We start from the raw sequence: 266 nt of genomic DNA, 5'->3' as shown, positions 1-266 counted from the left end.
GGTCATGAACTCAACCAGGCCGTCAAAGAATGGGCGACCTTCGTGCTCAGCGTAGAAGCCGCGCGCCTGCTCAACGGTCAGGTGCAGCATTTTGGTGCCAACAATTTTGAACCCTGCAGATTCAAAGCGAGCGAAGATGCTGCCAATAACGTTTTTTGCCACCGCGTTTGGTTTGATGATGGAAAAAGTACGTTCAATAGCCATGATAACCTCTGTCAATGTTCTGTTGTTTTGCATACCTGAGTATGGTGTGGCGCGGATTATAA

Annotated in this window: 1 protein-coding gene; it reads right to left on the bottom strand. The window is 48.5% G+C overall.

The window, feature by feature from the left end; genetic code table 11:
- The coding region (locus tag ACWXWW_RS18085) for a nucleoside-diphosphate kinase (RefSeq protein WP_455971402.1) at window positions 1-204 on the bottom strand (204 nt) is incomplete at its 3' end.
- Window positions 205-266: the final 62 nt, after the last annotated feature.

Source organism: Microbacterium sp. KNMS, from assembly GCF_053851835.1.
This window is presented reverse-complemented; position numbering and strand designations above follow the sequence as displayed.